Annotated in this window: 22 protein-coding genes; 11 read left to right on the top strand and 11 right to left on the bottom strand. The window is 65.2% G+C overall.

Annotated elements, in window-relative coordinates:
• Positions 1 to 121 precede the first annotated feature (121 nt).
• Positions 122 to 1,141 carry a Gfo/Idh/MocA family oxidoreductase gene (locus ACIG5A_RS35985; protein WP_397248529.1) on the top strand — a complete coding sequence of 340 codons (1,020 nt, stop codon included), beginning with the start codon at positions 122 to 124 and terminating at the stop codon, positions 1,139 to 1,141.
• Positions 1,142 to 1,286: 145 nt separating this feature from the next.
• Positions 1,287 to 2,069, top strand: coding sequence for an endonuclease/exonuclease/phosphatase family protein (locus tag ACIG5A_RS35980; RefSeq protein ID WP_397248526.1), 783 nt, complete (start codon positions 1,287 to 1,289; stop codon positions 2,067 to 2,069).
• Between the two features lie 368 nt (positions 2,070 to 2,437).
• Here ACIG5A_RS35980 and ACIG5A_RS35975 read toward each other — a convergent pair whose 3' ends face one another.
• Complete coding sequence (locus ACIG5A_RS35975; RefSeq protein ID WP_397248524.1) at positions 2,438 to 2,989, bottom strand: hypothetical protein; 552 nt, start codon at positions 2,987 to 2,989, stop codon at positions 2,438 to 2,440.
• 79 nt (positions 2,990 to 3,068) lie between these two features.
• Here ACIG5A_RS35975 and ACIG5A_RS35970 point away from each other — a divergent pair, with 79 nt between their 5' ends.
• Both ACIG5A_RS35970 and ACIG5A_RS35965 read left to right on the top strand, forming a co-directional pair.
• Positions 3,069 to 3,386 carry a hypothetical protein gene (locus ACIG5A_RS35970; protein WP_397248522.1) on the top strand — a complete coding sequence of 106 codons (318 nt, stop codon included), beginning with the start codon at positions 3,069 to 3,071 and terminating at the stop codon, positions 3,384 to 3,386.
• A gap of 277 nt (positions 3,387 to 3,663) precedes the next feature.
• Entirely contained in the window at positions 3,664 to 4,503 is an 840-nt protein-coding gene (locus ACIG5A_RS35965; protein ID WP_397248520.1) for a DUF559 domain-containing protein, read from the top strand.
• Here ACIG5A_RS35965 and ACIG5A_RS35960 read toward each other — a convergent pair.
• Positions 4,475 to 5,530 carry a Shedu immune nuclease family protein gene (locus ACIG5A_RS35960; protein ID WP_397248518.1) on the bottom strand — a complete coding sequence of 352 codons (1,056 nt, stop codon included), beginning with the start codon at positions 5,528 to 5,530 and terminating at the stop codon, positions 4,475 to 4,477. The genes ACIG5A_RS35965 and ACIG5A_RS35960 overlap by 29 nt on opposite strands.
• Positions 5,531 to 5,808: 278 nt before the next feature.
• Here ACIG5A_RS35960 and ACIG5A_RS35955 point away from each other — a divergent pair, with 278 nt between their 5' ends.
• Positions 5,809 to 6,702, top strand: a complete 894-nt coding sequence (locus ACIG5A_RS35955) for an HNH endonuclease (protein ID WP_397248516.1) — start codon at positions 5,809 to 5,811, stop codon at positions 6,700 to 6,702.
• Positions 6,703 to 6,844: 142 nt separating this feature from the next.
• Here ACIG5A_RS35955 and ACIG5A_RS35950 read toward each other — a convergent pair whose 3' ends face one another.
• The 3 genes from ACIG5A_RS35950 to ACIG5A_RS35940 all read right to left on the bottom strand — a co-directional run bounded on the left by ACIG5A_RS35950 (position 6,845) and on the right by ACIG5A_RS35940 (position 9,707).
• The gene (locus ACIG5A_RS35950; protein ID WP_397248514.1) at positions 6,845 to 8,209 is read right to left on the bottom strand and encodes a VWA domain-containing protein; all 1,365 of its coding nucleotides are present in this window, start codon (positions 8,207 to 8,209) and stop codon (positions 6,845 to 6,847) included.
• A gap of 44 nt (positions 8,210 to 8,253) precedes the next feature.
• Positions 8,254 to 8,622 (bottom strand): hypothetical protein, encoded by a 369-nt coding sequence (locus tag ACIG5A_RS35945; RefSeq protein WP_397248512.1) that lies wholly within the window; start codon positions 8,620 to 8,622, stop codon positions 8,254 to 8,256.
• Positions 8,623 to 8,816: 194 nt separating this feature from the next.
• Entirely contained in the window at positions 8,817 to 9,707 is an 891-nt protein-coding gene (locus ACIG5A_RS35940) for an AAA family ATPase (RefSeq protein ID WP_397248510.1), read from the bottom strand.
• A 61-nt stretch (positions 9,708 to 9,768) separates the two neighbouring features.
• Here ACIG5A_RS35940 and ACIG5A_RS35935 point away from each other — a divergent pair, with 61 nt between their 5' ends.
• Positions 9,769 to 10,188, top strand: a complete 420-nt coding sequence (locus ACIG5A_RS35935) for a PPOX class F420-dependent oxidoreductase (RefSeq protein WP_397248508.1) — start codon at positions 9,769 to 9,771, stop codon at positions 10,186 to 10,188.
• Between the two features lie 3 nt (positions 10,189 to 10,191).
• Here ACIG5A_RS35935 and ACIG5A_RS35930 read toward each other — a convergent pair whose 3' ends face one another.
• Positions 10,192 to 10,575 (bottom strand): VOC family protein, encoded by a 384-nt coding sequence (locus tag ACIG5A_RS35930; protein WP_397248506.1) that lies wholly within the window; start codon positions 10,573 to 10,575, stop codon positions 10,192 to 10,194.
• 19 nt (positions 10,576 to 10,594) lie between these two features.
• Entirely contained in the window at positions 10,595 to 11,956 is a 1,362-nt protein-coding gene (locus tag ACIG5A_RS35925; protein ID WP_397248504.1) for a DUF2252 domain-containing protein, read from the bottom strand.
• 360 nt (positions 11,957 to 12,316) lie between these two features.
• Here ACIG5A_RS35925 and ACIG5A_RS35920 point away from each other — a divergent pair, with 360 nt between their 5' ends.
• Entirely contained in the window at positions 12,317 to 12,646 is a 330-nt protein-coding gene (locus ACIG5A_RS35920; protein WP_397248502.1) for a hypothetical protein, read from the top strand.
• Between the two features lie 43 nt (positions 12,647 to 12,689).
• On the opposite strand, the gene ACIG5A_RS35915 is transcribed toward ACIG5A_RS35920, so the two are convergent.
• Genes ACIG5A_RS35915 through ACIG5A_RS35905 form a run of 3 tightly spaced genes read right to left on the bottom strand, consistent with a single transcriptional unit; the run spans position 12,690 to position 13,651 of the window.
• Positions 12,690 to 12,938, bottom strand: coding sequence for a hypothetical protein (locus tag ACIG5A_RS35915; protein ID WP_397248500.1), 249 nt, complete (start codon positions 12,936 to 12,938; stop codon positions 12,690 to 12,692).
• Positions 12,939 to 13,271 carry a DUF6247 family protein gene (locus ACIG5A_RS35910; RefSeq protein WP_397249431.1) on the bottom strand — a complete coding sequence of 111 codons (333 nt, stop codon included), beginning with the start codon at positions 13,269 to 13,271 and terminating at the stop codon, positions 12,939 to 12,941. It lies immediately after the preceding gene.
• An 11-nt stretch (positions 13,272 to 13,282) separates the two neighbouring features.
• The gene (locus tag ACIG5A_RS35905) at positions 13,283 to 13,651 is read right to left on the bottom strand and encodes a MerR family transcriptional regulator (protein WP_397248498.1); all 369 of its coding nucleotides are present in this window, start codon (positions 13,649 to 13,651) and stop codon (positions 13,283 to 13,285) included.
• 60 nt (positions 13,652 to 13,711) lie between these two features.
• On the opposite strand from ACIG5A_RS35905, the gene ACIG5A_RS35900 reads away from it, so the two are divergent.
• The 3 genes from ACIG5A_RS35900 (at position 13,712) to ACIG5A_RS35890 (ending at position 16,506) form a co-directional block, all read left to right on the top strand.
• Complete coding sequence (locus tag ACIG5A_RS35900) at positions 13,712 to 14,473, top strand: alpha/beta fold hydrolase (protein WP_397248496.1); 762 nt, start codon at positions 13,712 to 13,714, stop codon at positions 14,471 to 14,473.
• Positions 14,474 to 14,822: 349 nt separating this feature from the next.
• Positions 14,823 to 15,197, top strand: coding sequence for a hypothetical protein (locus ACIG5A_RS35895; protein WP_397248494.1), 375 nt, complete (start codon positions 14,823 to 14,825; stop codon positions 15,195 to 15,197).
• A gap of 778 nt (positions 15,198 to 15,975) precedes the next feature.
• Positions 15,976 to 16,506: a hypothetical protein gene (locus tag ACIG5A_RS35890; RefSeq protein WP_397248492.1), complete on the top strand. Its 531-nt coding sequence runs from the start codon at positions 15,976 to 15,978 to the stop codon at positions 16,504 to 16,506.
• 8 nt (positions 16,507 to 16,514) lie between these two features.
• Here the strand turns inward: ACIG5A_RS35890 and ACIG5A_RS35885 are convergent, their stop codons facing one another.
• On the bottom strand, positions 16,515 to 16,781 hold the full coding sequence (locus ACIG5A_RS35885; RefSeq protein ID WP_397248490.1) for a hypothetical protein: 267 nt from the start codon (positions 16,779 to 16,781) through the stop codon (positions 16,515 to 16,517).
• A gap of 478 nt (positions 16,782 to 17,259) precedes the next feature.
• Between ACIG5A_RS35885 and ACIG5A_RS35880 the strand changes: the two genes are divergently transcribed.
• The gene (locus tag ACIG5A_RS35880) at positions 17,260 to 17,700 is read left to right on the top strand and encodes a hypothetical protein (protein WP_397248488.1); all 441 of its coding nucleotides are present in this window, start codon (positions 17,260 to 17,262) and stop codon (positions 17,698 to 17,700) included.
• Positions 17,701 to 17,753 lie beyond the last annotated feature (53 nt).

Genomic DNA, 17,753 nt, shown 5'->3' with positions numbered 1-17,753 from the left:
CTGCTATCTCGCCCGAGAAGGCCCGACCAGCACCTCGATCGCCCGGCGCACCGCACAACTCGATCGGCAACAGCAAGTCCTTCGTACCGCACGCTGCCATCTCTACCCGTAGGGAGAAACGATGAAGTCTGCCAACACCATTCGCCTCGGCCTCGCCGGCACCGGCCGGATCGGCGCAGCGCACGCCGAGACCTTGAAGAACCTCACCGGCGTCGACTCCGTACTCGTGGCCGACGCCGATCCGGAGCGCGCACGGGCCACCGCCACCAAACTCGGCGTGGATTTCGCGCAGGACATCGACGAACTCCTCGCCGCAGATCTCACCGGGCTCGTCATCGCGACCGCCACCGACTCGCACCCCGAATTGATCACCAGGGCAGTCGATCTCGGCATCCCGGTCTTCTGCGAGAAGCCCGTCGCCGCCGACATCACCGGCACCCTCGCCGTCATCGATCACATCGCGAGCTCCACCGTCCCCGTCCAGATCGGCTTCCAACGCCGCTTCGACGCAGGCTACCGCGCCGCCCGATCCGCCATCGCCACGGGCGAACTCGGCTGGCTGCACACCGTCCGCGCCACCACCCTGGACCCCGAACCACCGCCCGCCGACTACATCCCCCGCTCCGGCGGCATCTTCCGCGATTGCGGCGTCCACGATTTCGACATCATCCGCTGGGTCACCGGCCGCGAGGTCACCGAGGTCTACGCCCTCGGCGCCAACCGCGGCGACGACTTCTTCACCGCCGCAAACGATGTCGACACCGCGCTGGTCTCCCTCACCCTGGACGACAACACCCTGGCCACCGTCTCGCTCACCCGCTACAACGGCGCAGGCTACGACGTCCGCCTCGAGGCCCTCGGCTCGAAATCCAACGCCATAGTCGGCCTGGACGACCGAGCCCCCCTCCACTCCGTCGAACCCAACTACCCCCCTTCCCCTTTCCCCGCCTACCCCGGCTTCATGGACCGCTTCCGCAACGCCTACACCGCCGAACTGGTCGCCTTCCTCGACGTCGCCACCGGCCGCCTCGAAAACCCCTGCAGCCCACTCGACGCCCTCGAAGCCTTCTACATCGCCGAAGCCTGCGAACTCTCCCGCGCCGAACGCCGCCCCGTCCCGGTCGCCGAAGTCCGCCGCTGACCTCCACTGTGCGGGTAGATCCGAACGACCAAGGATCTACCCGCACTTCGCTCGACATCGCATGCGAACCGCATCGCTATGGCAGGCATCGGAGCTGCCTCGGAGCGGACTATCACGCCGTGGCTACTCACGTCATCGCGAGGGCATGGGCGACCGGCGTAACGCGTACCTACTTACGACGCCGGCGTGCCTTGATCGGCCACTAGCATCACGAATTGTGATCACGGTTGCCACCTGGAACGTCCTCCACCGCGTCCACGCCGAAAATTGGCACGACGACGGCGTCTCATGGCCGGACGAGCCGATCCGGATCGCCGCGATATCCGCTCAGTTGTCGGCCCGCCCCGAAACCGTCATCGCTTTACAGGAAGTAAGCGGCGACCAACTGGCTTCCCTTCGAACCACCTTCCCCCACAAAACCATTCACGCTCTTCGCTACCCCCGCATCCCGCGGCTGCGCCGCGGCGCCCCCGCGCTGCACGACCCCACCGAACATCTCGTCCTCCTGGTCGACCGCCCCACCGAAGAACTCGCCGCCGAGTCCTTCCCCAACGATCCGGGCAACGGGTTCTTGGCCGTCGAACTCGACTCCCTGATCGTCGTCACCACCCACATCACCGGCGACGAGCGCCGAGTCGAACAATTAACCCGCCTAAAGGAACTCGTCGACGCGCACCCCGACTCCCCGCTGGTGATCGTCGGCGACTTCAACACCGACCGCGACACCGTCGGCGCAGCCCTGGGCGACACCTGCACAGTCGCCGACCTCCCTCCGGGCACACTCCCGACCCGCCCACGCACCTCGGGCCCGAAGTCCCAATTCATCGACCACATCGTCACTCGCAACACCAGAGCCATCAATCTGGCCGTCCACCCCGCCAACGGCCTCTCAGACCACAACCTCGTCCGAGCAACGCTGATCACCTGATGCCTCTCGCGACGACTGGCACCGCATCAACGCCTGTCATAGATCGGCCTACTCAGCTGAACGGACGCCTTTGGCAACTCCCAGGCGGTTCCCGATCCCCTTCCCGGCGAAAAGTGTCTGCTCAGCAAAGCTGTCCATAGCCGAGCCACGATCCACAACCCAGCTGTTTCCCCAGCACGGCTCAGCATGCGGCCAACACCCGAAGCGCAGCGTGTCCGCATGCTCGACGGCATCCGCACCCCCGCTGAACTGCTCGACGAATGCATCCCGGCAACCGCCCAACTGAGCCGACTCCGGCCGCGAAGGGCTAAATTTGCCCGTTCAGTAGAGCCACATGTATGCCCGACACATCGGACCAGCCAGCACCCTCACCGTTCGGAGTCATCGCATGGTGGCAGCCATGGCTGATCTCCGGGCGGTAGCGCACCGGTGCAGACCCCGAGATCCGCACGCGCGCATTCATAGAACGCATTCCGCCTCCGCCCCATCTCAGCAAACAGTTCGATGTAGGCCGTGTGCTCCATAACCCGCCCTCTCGCGACCCAACTCAACTCCCACGCGGCCCTGTTCCAACTCCGGGCCGCCGCAACAGCAGCGGGTGACCCGAGCAGAAGTACGACCTCCCACTTGGTCGTCTTATCGGCCTCTGCCTCAGCCATTGCTCGCAGACCCTCGTCCACATCGATCGGCTGTACTGCGACCGGATAACCCAGCGTTGCGGCAACCCGATTGGACGACGTCGCCGATCTCTTCAACGCATTGGCGAACTCGCTGTAGGCCACCAACCGCTTCTCATCCCACCGCGCATCATGACCCCGTCGCCACTTGGCTCGCTGATTCAACGCCGTCGCCGAGAACGTCGCGCCCGCCCCGAGTACCACCCCAACCAACGGCAGCAACTGCACGACAATCGATCCCACGCCGACCACCCCCGCGGCTCGCCCCGACCCCGCCGATAACCAGATGCTTCGACACTACCTCCGCGGCTAGCCTCGATGAATGCGGAGAACCCCACAGGAAAAGAAGCAACTGAGCTATTGCAAGGACCGCCGCAACGACTACGGCGAAAACGACAAGGCCAGCCGAAAGAACCTCCCCCGCAAGCGCGCCCGCGTTCACCGCGCCAACCGCCACCACGCAGCCCAGATCCTGTCGCAGTCGATCGGACCGTTCGACCCCGACCGAGCCGATCACACCGAACAAGAACTCAAAAGCCGACGCCCCAAGGTCTTTCGCAAGTCACCCGACGTCCCACTGGGCGACCACGTGGCACGCCAACTGGCGGGACGTGCCTACCGCGCATCCGCCCCGAACTAATTGTCCGACACCACACCCGGCGACTACGTGGCACGGCAGCTGGCAGGGCGTGCAGGTCGAGCAGCCGCGGCAGCCGCGCCGCACCACGCCCACACTGTTCGGCGGGAGATGCGGGTCTACGCCGACACTCTCCCCCTGTTCGTGGCAATTTTTGTCGTCGCAGCCCGATTTGTGTCCATCTAGACCCGCTATCCCCAACCAACAACTTATCCACCGTCCAACCATTCCCCCAGGAAGCCAACACAGCTGCTCCGCCATCAGCCCGCAAGCTCGACACGTGACCATCCATGGCGTCCATACCCGCGATCAGCTGTTGTCACAGGGGATCTCGGCAACCACGATCGACCGGCGATGCCGCCAAGGCCGCTACAGCCGATTGTTGCCTCGCACATACTGCCTGGGGGCACCCAATGGACTCGCTCGCTGTGCCGCAATCGTTGCGTGGATTCCGGCAGCGGTGCTCAGCCATCGGACCGCAGCGTGGCTCAGGAACATGCTGCCCGAACCGGACATATTCGAGGCAACGGTGCCGAAGTCCATCCATCGCGACACCCCGAAATGGCTCACCCTGTACCGACGCGACCTCCCCGCAACCGCGATCGACGAAGCGTGGGGCCTACCAACGTTGTCACCGGCATACACTCTCTTGGATTGCGTTGCCGTGATGCCGCAAGACGCTGCCGACCGGTTGGTCGATGAACACCTCGGCCGCACCGTCGCCGCGGATGACGTGCTCGATCTCTGCCGCTCCGGCAAGAACGGTTCACCCGCACTGCGCCGGCAACTTCGGGAGGCAGCATTGCATTCGGCTTCGGAACCGGAGCGCCTGTTCGCCCGCGCCTTGGCACGACGAAATCTGTCCATGCTCGCCAACCATTGGGTCGGCCCTTACATCTGCGACTTCGTACACGAGCAATCCCGAACCATCGTCGAGATCGACGGCCGCGAATTCCACAGCGCCCCAGAGACATTCCGCCACGATCGCCGCCGCCAGAACTGGCTGCTACGCAACGACTGGCTCGTCCTCAGGTACGCAGCCTACGACGTCTACAACGCACTCGACGCCTGCGTGAGCGAAGTCCAGACAGTCATACGCCAGCGCCGAAGGAAGACCTGACCACGTTCGGCTCATCGGCAGATGCCACCAACCACTCGGCACGAGCGAGCAGCTCGTCGAACGTCAGCACCTCAGGCTCGACGAGTTGGCGACGGAAGAGTTCGAAGGATCGGATTTTCTCCGCATGGTGACCTCCCCCCTCGCCGAGCAGGCTATCCAGATTCCCGATGACGAGGTAGGAGCGAGGGCGTAGCAGGTAGGTGTATTCACCGGGGATATCACTACCGTCAGATGCTTTGTCCTGCAGACGTTCACCGATCTCGCTCGCTGCCCGGTGGACCGTCCCCTGTGCCTGAACCACACCGCCGGACAACTCCGACGAGGGTGCCCAGCATCCCGACCGATACTCCTTCCCCAAGAGATCCGTCTGGTGTGTCTTGATTTCCGCGAACACCAGCGACTTGATGCGCCCAGAGGTCCGAAGCAACGCATCTACGCGCTTACCGACGCCGGCAATCGATGCGCCGGCGACAACCTGCTCCAGCTTGTCTCCACTCCACGAGGTCAACAACTGCCCCGCAAGCGAAACACCGAAGATCCAGGGATTGTCACCGAAGAAGCTCTGCCAGACCGATTCGGGTCCTCGACCTGGCGCTTTGTCGACCTCCTCCGCGAAGTAGTCGTCGTCGATCATCAGCCGACGAAACTTTTCGACCTGGTTTCTGCGATGAGCCATTGCCACCACATCACGCGCAGCTTCGTCGTCGGTGATGAGTCGCCGAACCCGCTCCGGGTCGCTTCTATAGGCAGCGACCAACTGCGCTTCCTCGACGTCGGTGCCGCTGACTACCGCGTCCCCGAATACCTCTCGCAAGATAAGAATGAGCTGCCGCGCGACGTTCTCGTCGAACTGCAACGATTGGCTACTCTTGCGCTTGGACTCCCGGCTCTTCGAGCCGAAGGTCGACAGATGTACGAGCGGGCCATTCGGCTCCGGAATAACCGCAAATTCACACTCGACGCCCTTGTCGACCTCGTGCGCAGAGATTCGTTGCGTGCTTGGTTCGAGCTTGAGAATACGAGCCATTGCCCCAAGAACTCCCTACAACCATCAACCGATGGGCTCACCGTCTCGGAACGACGCGAGCCAGGCACTCTACCGGACGATTGTTCTGGACGGACGCTCAACAGTCAATCGTAGCGACCAGGGGCCGACGCCGAGCTGTCAGCGAATTCTCCTGCGCATCAAGCAGTCTCATAGATCTGCGAGCCGACCACGATCATCCACAGGTATCAGCAGCGACTTGGTGGCGCGCCGTGACCGAAAGATCAACTCTGAACGACTGAACATGGCACACTCCACTTGTGGACACCGGGGCGGAGTATGTACTGCGGCAGCAGATCATCGAGCAGTTGGCTGAACAGGTCGCGAAAAAAGGGGCACTGACTCGCGATGAGCTGACAGCTTTCAAGGTCGGCGCTGATTCACACAAGCTCATCGACCGCAACAAGGGGATCTGGAACCCCAAGGACCTGTTGGCGACCTTGTCGATCATGTCCAAACCCGATAGCCCGTATACAGATGAACAAGTCGGCGACTCGCTGCTCGCCTACGACTACCGTGACGGAAACCCGCGCGGCGACAACGTCAAACTGCGCCGTGCCCTCGAATTGCAGCTACCGATAATTTTGCTTCGCTGGATCAAAGACGGCGTGTATATCCCCGTTGCTCCGGTGTACGTGATCAGGGATGACTTCGAGCGCAAGCGTTTCATTCTCGCGCTCGATGAGAGCCTGCGAGAAGTTGCAGATCCGCTGCATCTGAAGCCCATCGAGCGGTCGTACGCGCAACGCGTGACCAAACAGCGTCTGCACCAGCCGGAGTTCCGCGGCCGCGTGCTGCTGGCCTACGGCTACCGATGTGCCGCATGCGGACTGGCCTACCCGTCGCTGTTGGACGGGGCTCACATCATTGCTGACAGCGATGATGACGGTTCGGCCGACGTGGATAACGGACTGAGCCTCTGCAAGATTCACCACGCTGCCTACGATGCGAATCTACTCGGTATCTCTCCCGACCATGTGATTCACATCGGCCCGAACTTGATGCATGATCCGACCGACAGCCCGATGCTCCGGCATGGGTTACAAGACCTCGATGGCAAGCGAATCACGCTGCCGCGCTTACGCGCGGACTACCCAGCTGAGGACCGGCTCGAGCGACGGTTCGGTGAATTCCAGGCCGCCACCGGCGCCTAGCCGAACCACACGGACATAGCGTCCACCTCGATAGTCGCCGTGTCGAGGGCTCAGCAGCGGTTCGGTTTTCCAATCGCCCTCAGGCAAGCCCTGCTCCAGCGGAATGTCCGAACCCCGGGGGGAAGTCCAGCGGCCCCGCCTTCTACGCCGGGAGCAGGCGGGCTACCACCTCGCTCAGCTGTTTGACGTTTCGGCATTCGTGCATGGTGATGTGTTGGGCGTAGAGGTGGGCGGCGGAGTCGCCGGTGGGCCAGGAGCGGGACGGTTCGGGGTTGAGCCAGTAGGCGTGTTTGGCTCGGTCTTGCATCGTGGCGAGGGCTTCTAGGTTGGGGGCGGTGCGGTTGGTGCGGGCGTCGCCGAGGATGAGTAGGGAGGTGCGGGGGCCTAGGGCGTCGAGGTAGTTGTCTACGAAGCCTTGGAGGGCTTCGCCGTAGTTGCTGCTGCCGAAGCGGGCTACGGCGGATTCGCGGACTATGCGGGTGACCAAGCCTGCGGTAGGTGGCTCTCCTGGCGTGAACAACCCGGTGATTTCGTCGCAGGTGTCGATGAAGCCGAAGCTGCGGACCTTGCTGAATTGGTCTTGGAGTGCTTGGACGAGTTGCAGGGTGAATTCGGCGAAGCCGGTGACCGACCCTGAAAGGTCGGCCAGGACAACGAGATCGGGGCGGCCGTGTTTGCGGGCGCGTAGGACGGGGTCGACCGGGACGCCGCCGGTGGCCATGGAGCGGCGCAGGGTGCGGCGCATATCGATTTGGCCGCGGACGGCCTTGCGGCGGCGGGCAGCCAGGCGGGTGGCGAGTTTGCGGGCCAAAGGGTGGACGAGGCGGCGCATTTCGGCGAGGTCCTGTTCGCGGGCGCCGAGGAAGTCGACCTGGTCGGTGGCGGATTCGACACCGCGGCGGGCGATGTAGTCGGTGCCGCGGAGCTGGGCCGAGCGCAGGCGGGCCTCGGTTTGCACCGCGGTCCGGAATTCGGTGAGGCGGCGGGTGGCTTCGATGGTGTGGACGCTGGTGTCGAACTGGTCGCCGGAGCCCATGCCCGCAACGATGCGGTCCAGGAGTTCTTCTGGGCGAAGGGCTTTCATGGTCAGATAGGAGGACCAGCCCGCGCCGGAGGCGGTAGTCACCGGAGTGGTCGGCCGACCGGTGCCCGCGCCACCGTAGGCGCCGAGCGCGGTCAGCATCTGACGCGCCAGTTCGGCCATGGCCTCGCTGTCGCCTCCGACGAGCGCATCGACCAGCTGGTCTTGCAGGGCCGCAACGGATTTCGTCGACACATCGACCTCGGTCCGCTCGGCACCGAGGAAATAGAGATCGAAGAGCTGGTCGAAGACGGCGCGCTGACCGTTGCGACGCAGCAGTGTGGCGGCCAGACCGGAGCGCAGCCGATTGCGATCGGACAAGCCGAGAGCGATGATCGCCTCGGCCGCATCGATGGTTTCGCTTGGACCGGCGTTGATTCCGTACTCACGCAGCAGTCCGACGAAGTCGACAAGCCGGTCGGTCATCGTTTCCGCGGACCGGCGCGACACCACCGATCGCGATTCGCCCGTCATCGCACGACCGCCGCTGCGGCATCAATGATCTCACGCTGCCCCATCGCCCCCGCACGCGAGCCGAACCCGCCCACACCTCGGGTTGCCACGTCGACGAGCTGATCTTGCAGTGCCACACCGGATTCCACCGGCATACCAGCCAGATATCTTTCGGCACCGAGGAAGTGGAGATCGAAGAGCTGATCGAAGGCAGCCCGTCGACCCTTGCGGCGCACCGACATGGCGGCCGGACCCGTTCGCGGCCGATTCCGATCCGACAAGCCGAGAGCGATGACCACCCCGGCCACATCGATGGTTTCGCTTGAACCGGCGTTGATTCCGTACCCACGCGGCCGTCCGACGAAGTCGACGAGGCGGTCGGTCATCGTTTCGCCCGATCGCCCGTCGGCACCGCGACACGAGGCCGCCGTCACCGCTCGAACCTCGGACAGTGCTGCGGGTATGGGAGCACCCGATGCACTCCGCGCGGCGGCATCGACTGTCGTCCGGGTGTGACGCCCGAGCAGCATCCCGGTGGCATGGTTCGTCGATGGTCCGCCGCATCGTGCGCGCAGACCGGTCACTTCGCCCGATCCTCTGCGGGATCGGTGTCCAGCAGCGCCAGCCCCTCGGTGGCGATGCGATGGTCGGATTGATGCTTGAGCAGCACGCCCAACGTCGAACGCACCACGGTGCTGGTCAGCTTCCGCGCCCGCAGAGCGACCAAAGTCTTTGCCCAGTCCACGGTTTCGGCGATGGACGGTGACTTGCGCAGCGGCAGTTGACGTAGCGCGGAGACCACCTGCACCATCGGTTCTGCCAACTCGGCGTCGAGTTCGGGCACTTTCAGCCGCACGATCGCCTTCTCCAACTCCGCTGTCGGATAGTCGATATGCAGGTACAGGCAGCGTCGCTTCAGCGCCTCCGACAGGTCGCGGTTGGCGTTGGAGGTGACGATGACGAACGGCTTGCGGATGGCGGTGATGGTGCCGAGTTCCGGGATGCTCACCTGGAAGTCGCCGAGTACCTCCAGCAGCAGGCCCTCCAGTTCGATATCGGCCTTGTCGAGTTCGTCGATGAGCAGCACCGTCGGCCCGGTATTGCGGATCGCGGCCAGCAACGGCCTGGCGAGCAGGAATTCCTCGGTGAAGACGTGGTCGCGGGTGCGATCCCAGCCCTCGTTCTCGGTCGCGGTGATCCGCAGCAGCTGTTTGGCGTGGTTCCACTCGTAGAGTGCCCGCGCCTCGTCGATGCCCTCGTAGCACTGCAGACGCACCAGTTCGGCGCTGGTCGCCGCGGCGACGGCCTTGGCAAGCTCGGTCTTGCCGACGCCGGCGGGTCCTTCGATCAGCAGCGGTTTGCCGAGGTGACCGGCGAGGAACACGGCGGTGGCGATATCGGTGGACGGGAGGTATCCCGCGCCGGTGAGCCGCCGCGTCACCTCATCGACCGAACCAAAGAACTTACTCATCGGTAATAGTCTAGAAGATCGCTTTTGACCTGAATCGCTGTTCAGGTCCTAGGTTCGTGGCATGACTTTCACCGACGCCGAGCGCGCCTACCTCGCCGGACAGCGGATCGGCCGGCTGGCCACCGTCGCGACCACCGGTGCGCCACAGGTCCGGCCGCTGGGATTCCGCCTCAACGCCGACGACACCATCGATATCGGCGGGCCGAATATGACCGCGACCCAACGCTATCGCAATGTGCAGGCCAATCCTCAGGTCAGCTTCGTCGTCGACGACATGACTCCGGACAAGCCGGGCGCGATCAAACCGGGCATGGGCCGCGGCGTCGAGATCCGCGGCGTCGTGGAGCTGTTGACCGTCGAGGTCCCGCCGGTCAACCCGGAGTGGTTCGCCAAGGAGATCATCCGGATCCACCCGCGCCGCGTGTCCAGCTGGCACATCGACCCGGCCGACCCGAACGGCGGCGCCCGCACCGTCGGCTGAAGCTCAGCGGACGAACTCGGTCAGCGAAAGGACGTTGCCGTCGGGATCGGGAAACCAGGCGATCTTGGCGCCGCTCGGGCTGGTCCACACCCCGTCGATGCTCTGATCCATGCCGTCGTAGCGCAGGAACCGCACGCCGAGCCCGGTGAGTTCGGCGATGGTGTCGGCGATATCGTCGACCGTCCAGCCGAGCACCGTAAATGGTTGCGGGACAAACCGTTCCACCGCGGTGATGCGGATGGTGGCGTTGCCGCCGCGTGCCACGCACGCGAACGGCGTCATCTCGACGATCGAGAGACCGAGAACCTCGTCGAAGAATCGGCGCGAGCGCTCCAGATCCGTCGACGAAACGAACGCGACCACGTCCGCCTTGGTCAGTGAGGCCATGCTTCGAGGCTACGCACGTTCAATAGGCCGAAGCGGCGGATTCGATGCGACCCGAGTCGATGGCATCGAGCAGGGCCCGGTGATCGACGAGGGTCTGATCGGCGTAGGCGAGCGCGAAATCGCCCATGGCGCGGTCGAATACATCGCCATTGCCCAGATAGGCGGCGATGGCGACGCGATCGCCGGAGCGGGCGTGCGCGCGGGCCAGGGTGTGGCCGCAGAGGCCGGCGTAGTCGCGCAGGTCGGCGCGATTCAGGTCCTCGATGACGGCCGAGCCCTTCATGTCGCGGAACTGGCGCCAGTAGTAGAAGCGTTCGTCGGGGCCGGTTGCCCATCCGAGGAAGATGTCGCTGGCGGTCTGGGCCAGCCGCTGCCCATGCACGACCCGATGGCCCTGGTGACGGAATTTGCTCGGCTTCAGATGCGGCGACAGCACCGACTGCTCGGCCTCCTTCACCTGGAGGAACAGCGGACTTCCGGTGGTCACATCCGCCATCAGCGCGATGAAACAGCGCGTACCGACGCTGCCGACGCCGACCACCTTCCTGGCGGCATCGACCAGGCGGTGCCGGTCGAGCAGCACACGCAGTTCTTCGGGCAGCGAACGGCGATACGCCGCGAACACAGCCTCGACATGTTCGCCCTCCCCGAGCTCGACCGGCACGAGCAGCGGCGGACTGTGCCGAATGCGCGGCGTCCCGTCGGGGCCGGGCTCGGTCAGCTTGTTCAGCGCCTGCAGGCTGGTGCGCCCGCGCGCTGAGGTGATGGCCTTCTCGACTCCCTTGCGCCGCTTGGACTTTTGAATCAGCGCCGCGACCTGATCGGCGTCCACCCGCTCGTACCAGACCGTCATGCCGTCCTGTTCGGCCAGCCGGTTCATGGTTTCGCGATAGCCACGGGCGGCGGCCTCGACGCTGCGCCTGGCGTCGGCGTCGTCGAAACCGTTGGCGCGCGCGGACACCGCGACACTCGCCGCCAGCCGTTTCACATCCCATTCGAACGGGCCGGGCAGTGTTTCGTCGAAGTCGTTGAGATCGAAGACCAGCGCGCGTTCCGGTGAGGCGTACAGCCCGAAATTGGACAGGTGGGCGTCACCGCAGAGCTGCACCGTGAGTCCGGTGTCGGTGGCGGCGGCGAGATCGGCGGCCATGATGGCGGGCGCGCCGCGCAGGAAGGGAAACGGGGCCGCGGCCATCCGGGCATAACGGATGGGAACGAGTTCGGGTACGCGAGTGGCGGCCTGCCGCTCCAGCACCGCGATCGGATCGGTGCGATTCGGCGGAGCCGACCATTCACCGAGGGCGGATCGCGAGATCCGCTGCCGGGCGGCTCGGCCGAGTTCGGTGGAATCCTGTGGTGTCGCGACGATCGGGTTCGTCATCGCTCCACTCTTACGCGAAGAACGCAGCGCCTGCAACCTTCCAGCAATCGAATTGATAACAGTCGAGCCGATGGCGGCAGCCGAGGAACCTCCGGGCACACCCGGATGCTCGAGTACTACCTACGGCGGACACCGGCCTCATCCCGGGGAGTGAAATAGTCCTGAATCCGCTTCGGCCCCGTGACCTTTCGCGTGGTGTGCGCAAGAGTGTAGACGTGCGGCCGCTGGGACATACAGCGGCACAAACGATCCCGACCTGCCCACCGGTGCGCACCCCGGGCGACCACGATCGGCCACACGATGGGCAGCCTCCCACGCGAGGGAATGGTGGACGATGTTCACCGTAGATAGGAAGGACCCATGGTGTTCTCGACAATCAAGTCGCGCCGTGCACTGGCCCGAGTGGCCGTCGCCGGTGCGATCGCCGCTTTCCCGTTGACCGCGTTGGCGATTCCCGCCTCCGCCGAACCGCTTGCCATCGAACCCTCGGTCACCGAGGTCGGCCGGTGGAACGACTACTGCGACCGCAACTGGTGGGACAACCGCTGCGCTCCCCAGCAGTGGTGGGACAACCAGTGGAACGACTGCCGCCGCGACATGTGGGGCAACTGCGACCGCCCCCACCACCGCCACCACCAGCAGCAGCCCTGGCAGCAATTCTTCCCCCGCGGCTCCTTCGGCAGCAGCTAACTACGAGGCAACGGCCCGGCGCCTCAGGGCCGTTGCCTACGAACTAACCCGCCCACTGGACCTCGATCACGCTGACCTGCCGCTCTCGCTCGAGGATCAAGTAGGTAATCAGTCCGAAGCCGCCGAAAACCAACTGCCGTACCGGACCTTGCGGGTTCTCGTCGTTGATCGTCTGCCCGTTCCACAGAGCAAGCTCGAGAACGACGGCCGCCTCGGCGAACGCCAACAGCGCTTCATCTGGCAGACCAGCGATTTGAGTGGCGGCCTCGCCCGACGTGTCGAGTTCGTACACCTACGGCGCGCCGAGGCGAGACTTGATCATCGCCTTGATATCGGCACCGGTGACCCGGGCACCGCCCGATGGGGGGCTGAGACGTGAATCCTCTGTCGCTCGGTCGACCTTCTCCATGAGACGGAAGTAGCTCCCTGGGTCGGTCATTTCCGCGTGCGCCATGATCCGCCAGCGGGCTAGGAAGTCGTGGACGAGCGTGAGATCCTGCTCATCCTTCGCTCGGTCCATCACAGCCCGCCAGTTGCGGTCGAACTCGACCGCAACCGCCGACGGCAAGCATGCTCGAATCGCCGACGGATCTGCGTCGGGTACACGAGAAGGCTCGGGCCGCACTGCGGACGAGGTCACGTTCTCGATCCTAGCCGCGATTCCGTGGCTTCCCGGAGTTCCGCTAGCAAGTCCCGTTGGCGGGAAAGGGCCGCCAGCTGGGCGTCCATCGCGGTGAGGCGGGCGTGGAGGGGGTCGAGGGATTGCGGGCAGGGGATCATGCCGGGCTGTTTGTCGAGGGCGCACGGGAGGAGGTCTTGGATGGTTTCGGTGTTCAGGCCCGCGGCGAGTAGGGCGCGGATGCGTTCGACCTTCTCGACGTCGGCTTCGGTGTAGTTGCGGTAGCCGCTGGGGTCGCGTTGCGGGTGCAGCAGGCGCTGCTCCTCGTAGTAGCGCAGGAGTCTGCGGTGGACGCCGGTTCGTCGCTCCAAATCACCGATTCGCATATGTCGTGCAACACAAAGGCTGGACTGTCACATCCATGTGATGGCCCATTGTTGCCGACTATGACGAACATCGCGCTCAACACCAAGGTCGACGGCTCCGGTCCCGGCATTCTGCTCGCGCACGGCGCGGGCGGCAGCATCGCCGACAACTTCGGCGCGCTCATCCCGGTACTCGCCGCCGACCACACGGTGGTCGCACCGGACTACCCGGCGGACGACACCCACCTCGAACTCGACGCCCTCGCGGACGCGATGGTCGCCGCGGCGGTCGACAACGGCGTCGAAACCTTCACCATCGTCGCCTATTCGCTCGGCACCGCGGTCGCGGTGCGCGCGGCGACCCGGCACCCCGAGCGGGTGCGCGGCCTGGTGCTCGCCGCCGGATTCGCCCACGGCGACAACCGCCTCCAGCTCAATGGGAACATCTGGGCGGGCACGATCGAGCGCGGCGAGTACGACCTGTTCGCGAACTTCGTCATGACCGTCGGTTACAGCACCCGGTTCCTGAACAGCCTGTCGCGCGCCGAGGTCGATCAGTTCGTCGCCTTCCTGACCGAGAACGTCCCCGGTGGCGCGGTCGCACAGGTTCGCCTCGCACAACGGGTCGACACCTTCGCTGAGCTCGGCGGCATCACGGTGCCGACGCTCGTCGTCAATGCCACCGCGGATCTACTGGTGGATCCGGCGAATTCGCGCGAGCTTGCCGCGAACATTCCCGGCGCGGAGTACGTCGAGATCGATGCCGGGCATGTGCTGATGGCGGAACGACCCGAGGAATGGGCGGCGGCGGTGAGTGGATTCCTTGCCGCGAAACAGCTGTAGCGGACGACCGCCTCGGCCGATGGAACTGCGAGCTGGCCAGGTTGCTGCGCGGTCGGTCCGGCTCAGACCGTTCAGCGATCCACCGACGCAACAGAATTCGGGGACATTCCGTAGTCCCGGAGGCTGAGGGGATCGGTCCGAAAGTCTGATCTTTGCCGGAATCACGGTTTCAGGGATGATCTTTCGGACCGGGTGCGTAAGAGTGTAGGAGTGCCGCCGGGAATTCGCCGGCGAACGCGAGCGCCGCGCGGCGGCACACCGAACTCCCGCCCTGCCCCTGCTGCGAGATTTCGCATCATCAGGGCAGTCCGGCCGGTGAGCACGCTCACCACCGCTCGAAAGGATCCCCGTGTTCTCGACCTCGAGTCCGCGCCGCATACTGGCCAGGGCGGCCGTCGCGGGCGTGATCGCCGCAGTTCCCGTGTCCGCCTCGGTGATTACGGCATCGGCCGCACCGGCGCCGTCGGAAGGTATCGCCCTCGAACAGGCACAGGACGTGTCCGACAATGGGGATGGGTTCGACAGCGCCCGCCGCTTCGGGCACGACTTCAACGACCCGATGAACCCGAACAGCATGCTGAACCCGAACAATCCGATGAACCCGAACAGCTGGCTCAACCCGAACAACCCGGCCAGCCCGCACCACCGACACCGGCACCACCCGTATCCGCAGCCACAGCCCTGGCAGCGGACCCTGCCACCGGGAACCTTCGGCAGCAGCTGATCGACACGGCCCGGCACCCCATTCACAGTGCGGGACCGTATTCGGCGCCAATAGCACTCACGCCCGCAGGTATGGCAGCGCCGCTGTCACCGGGCACGTTCAGCGGCAACTGATCGACATCGGCCCGACACCACCCACCACGTCGGCCCGTTCTTCGACACCGGCACGCCCCACCGCCGCGGCCTCGCAGCCAACCTGCCGCCGGAACCTTCGGGGGCAGCCGATCGACCGTGCCGGGCCGTCTTCGGCGCCAAGCCCACCCGTGGCCGCCACAAGGGGCAGCGTGCGGCGCGGGCCGATCGGCGATACCAGCGGCTCGGCGGCGAGGACCGGGCCGGGCCGTTCACCGAGTCCGGAGCGAGCGACAACCAGCTCTGAGGTAGTCGAGATCCGTCGAGCGCAGTCGAACGGCCCCCGATTGCGGCGTGTCGCAAGGCCATTCGACTGCGCTCGGCGAACGAGCCGGACCTGAATTGCGGTGCGGCCGATCGACGACAACGACGGCCCGGCAGCGAGTAGAGGGCCGGGCCGTTGGCCGAATTCGGAGGCGAGCTAGTCCCTTTGGCTACCTCCCCTAATACCTCAGGATGAAAATCGCATCGCGCGCTTCTGTTTTCGTGATTGCCGGTAACGGTTACGGCGCGGCGCCGATACATCCCAGGTATCGATCGTGGAGCCGTAATCGGTAGCAGCACAACCGATCCCGATTGCCGCAGCAACAGGCACGCGGCTCCGCGCGAGGGATGGGCATGGCGCTCATCGCAGAGAGGAAAGATCAATGGTGTTCTCGACGACGCGCCGACGAACGAAGCTGGCCGAGGTGGTTCTCGCCGGAGCGATCGCCGCTATTCCCCTGGTCGCCTTGCGGGTTCCGGCATCGGCCGAGCCGGTGGACCGCGAAACGGTGCTCTCGCACATCCGGGAGGGCCTGCTGATCGAATGCGACCAGCCCGAATGGCGCGACGACCGCGAGATCCAGGACGCGTGCGCGCGGGTGCGGTGGGCGATCAAACAGCGCCAACAACAACAGCGGGACCTGGATTGGGCCAATGACCTCAACAATCCGGCGAATCCGATGAGCCCGCTCAACCCGAACAATCCGGCCAACCCCAACTACCCGGGCAATCGGTTCACCCCACCGCCCCTGCCGCCGACGATCACGCCTCACCCAACGAACAAACCGATACCAACCGGGGACCCTGCGCCTACTCCGCCCCCTGCACCCGCACCAACGCCAGCACCTGCCCCTGCCCCTGCACCAGCACCTATCCCGGCACCGGCACCGGCACCTGGCGCTCGCACATCTTGAGCAGCAGTTCAGTTGCCGCAAACCAGATTTGACCAACGCGCACCCGGCAAACCACCCGAACCTGAGGCGGACCGGCACCCCAGGTACCGGGCCGCGGCCGTGTTCGCCCGACTCGGTCGGCGATCCACCAACACCCGCCCCCGCACCAGTGCCTGTCCCTGTCCCTGCACCTGCACCGGCACCGGCACCGGCACCGGCACCGGCGTCAGCGTCAGCGTCAGCGTCAGCGTCAGCGTCAGCGTCAGCGTCGGACAGTCACACACCATGAGCAGCATGGTTTGCGCCGAACCGAGTACCGCTGCCAGAAGCTGCCGGGATGATCGAGATCCGTCGAGCGCAGTCAAATGGCCCGCAATTACGGCGTGTCGCAGGGCCATTCGACTGCGCTCGGGCGAACGAGGTGGAGCTGATAGCGCCGCAAGCCCTCGGGGCGGGTACTGGATTCGAGCGCTACGCAACCTCGGCAACCCCCCGAACCGGCGGCGCGGCACCCAGGTGCCGAGCCTTTGTCCTATCGCCCGAAACCCAGGCGACTGCGATTCGCCGAACTCAGGGCGATTTCGATAATCTGCCCGGCCGACCCGCCACGGCTCGGGACCTACGACCGGGCGCGCTACGACCAGTAACCGAATCGGGCGCTGATCCGCAACCGCGCCAACCGATTTCGTCACCCGGGTCCGGAATGCCAGCACGACGAGTATGGTCGACCCCCCATTACCCGGACGTGATCATCACGACTCGACAGGGGTGCAGATGAAATCAGTGTTCGCCCTACCCGCGACCAGTGTCGTTGCCGCGGCGGCGCTGCTCACCACCGCGGCACCCGCGTCCGCCGAGTCGGGCGGCAAGTTCCAGACCATCTATTCACTCACCAGCGGTGCGTGTCTCGCCGAGGTCGATTCCTCGGTGCACGGCCCCGGCTATCCGAATTCGGCGTCATTCACCGTGAGTACCACCATGTTCGGCGTCGGCTCGTGTGGTCTGGATGTCACGCTGCACTGGCGCAATGTCGACACCGGCGAATCCGGCGAGCGCACCGCGCACGCGAAGGGCCCCGGCTACTGGAGCAGCGACCCCAAGTCCTCCCTTTTCACGCCGGGCTTCGGCCATTTCGTCGGCACGGTCACCGTCGACGCCGCGCATCTGGGCGATTCCGGCCAGGTCGAATTCACCGTCGAGCCATATCAGGGCTGATACGGCGAAGGGCCCGTTCGCCGAATGGCGAACGGGCCCTTCACATCCGAATG

The sequence above is a fragment of the Nocardia sp. NPDC052566 genome, assembly GCF_044547285.1.
GTDB lineage: Bacteria > Actinomycetota > Actinomycetes > Mycobacteriales > Mycobacteriaceae > Nocardia.
This window is presented reverse-complemented; position numbering and strand designations above follow the sequence as displayed.